The 254-nt window shown below is 67.3% G+C and carries 1 protein-coding gene; it reads left to right on the forward strand.

Going from position 1 to position 254, the window contains the following annotated elements:
• Positions 1–254, forward strand: a 254-nt coding sequence (locus SB679_RS25335; RefSeq protein WP_410705100.1) for a dienelactone hydrolase family protein, incomplete at both ends; no start/stop codon positions are given.

Below are 254 nucleotides of genomic sequence, written 5' to 3' on the forward strand. Positions count from 1 at the left end.
GCTCGCCGTCCGTACCGCCACCGCTCACCCCGAGCTGGTAGCCGCATGCGGTGGTTTCCATGGTGGGGGCCTGGCGACCGACGCGTCTGACAGTCCACACTTGGGCCTGCGCGATGCACGGGCACAATTCGTGTTCGGGCACGCCGACCATGATCCCAGCATGGATCCGGCCGCAGTGTCGCGTCTGGGCCAGGCCCTCGATGAAGCCGGGCTCACCGCCTCCAACACAATCTATGAGGGCGCCTCTCACGGCT

Origin of the sequence: Chryseobacterium sp. SIMBA_029, from assembly GCF_046535275.1 — a bacterium.
GTDB lineage: Bacteria > Bacteroidota > Bacteroidia > Flavobacteriales > Weeksellaceae > Chryseobacterium.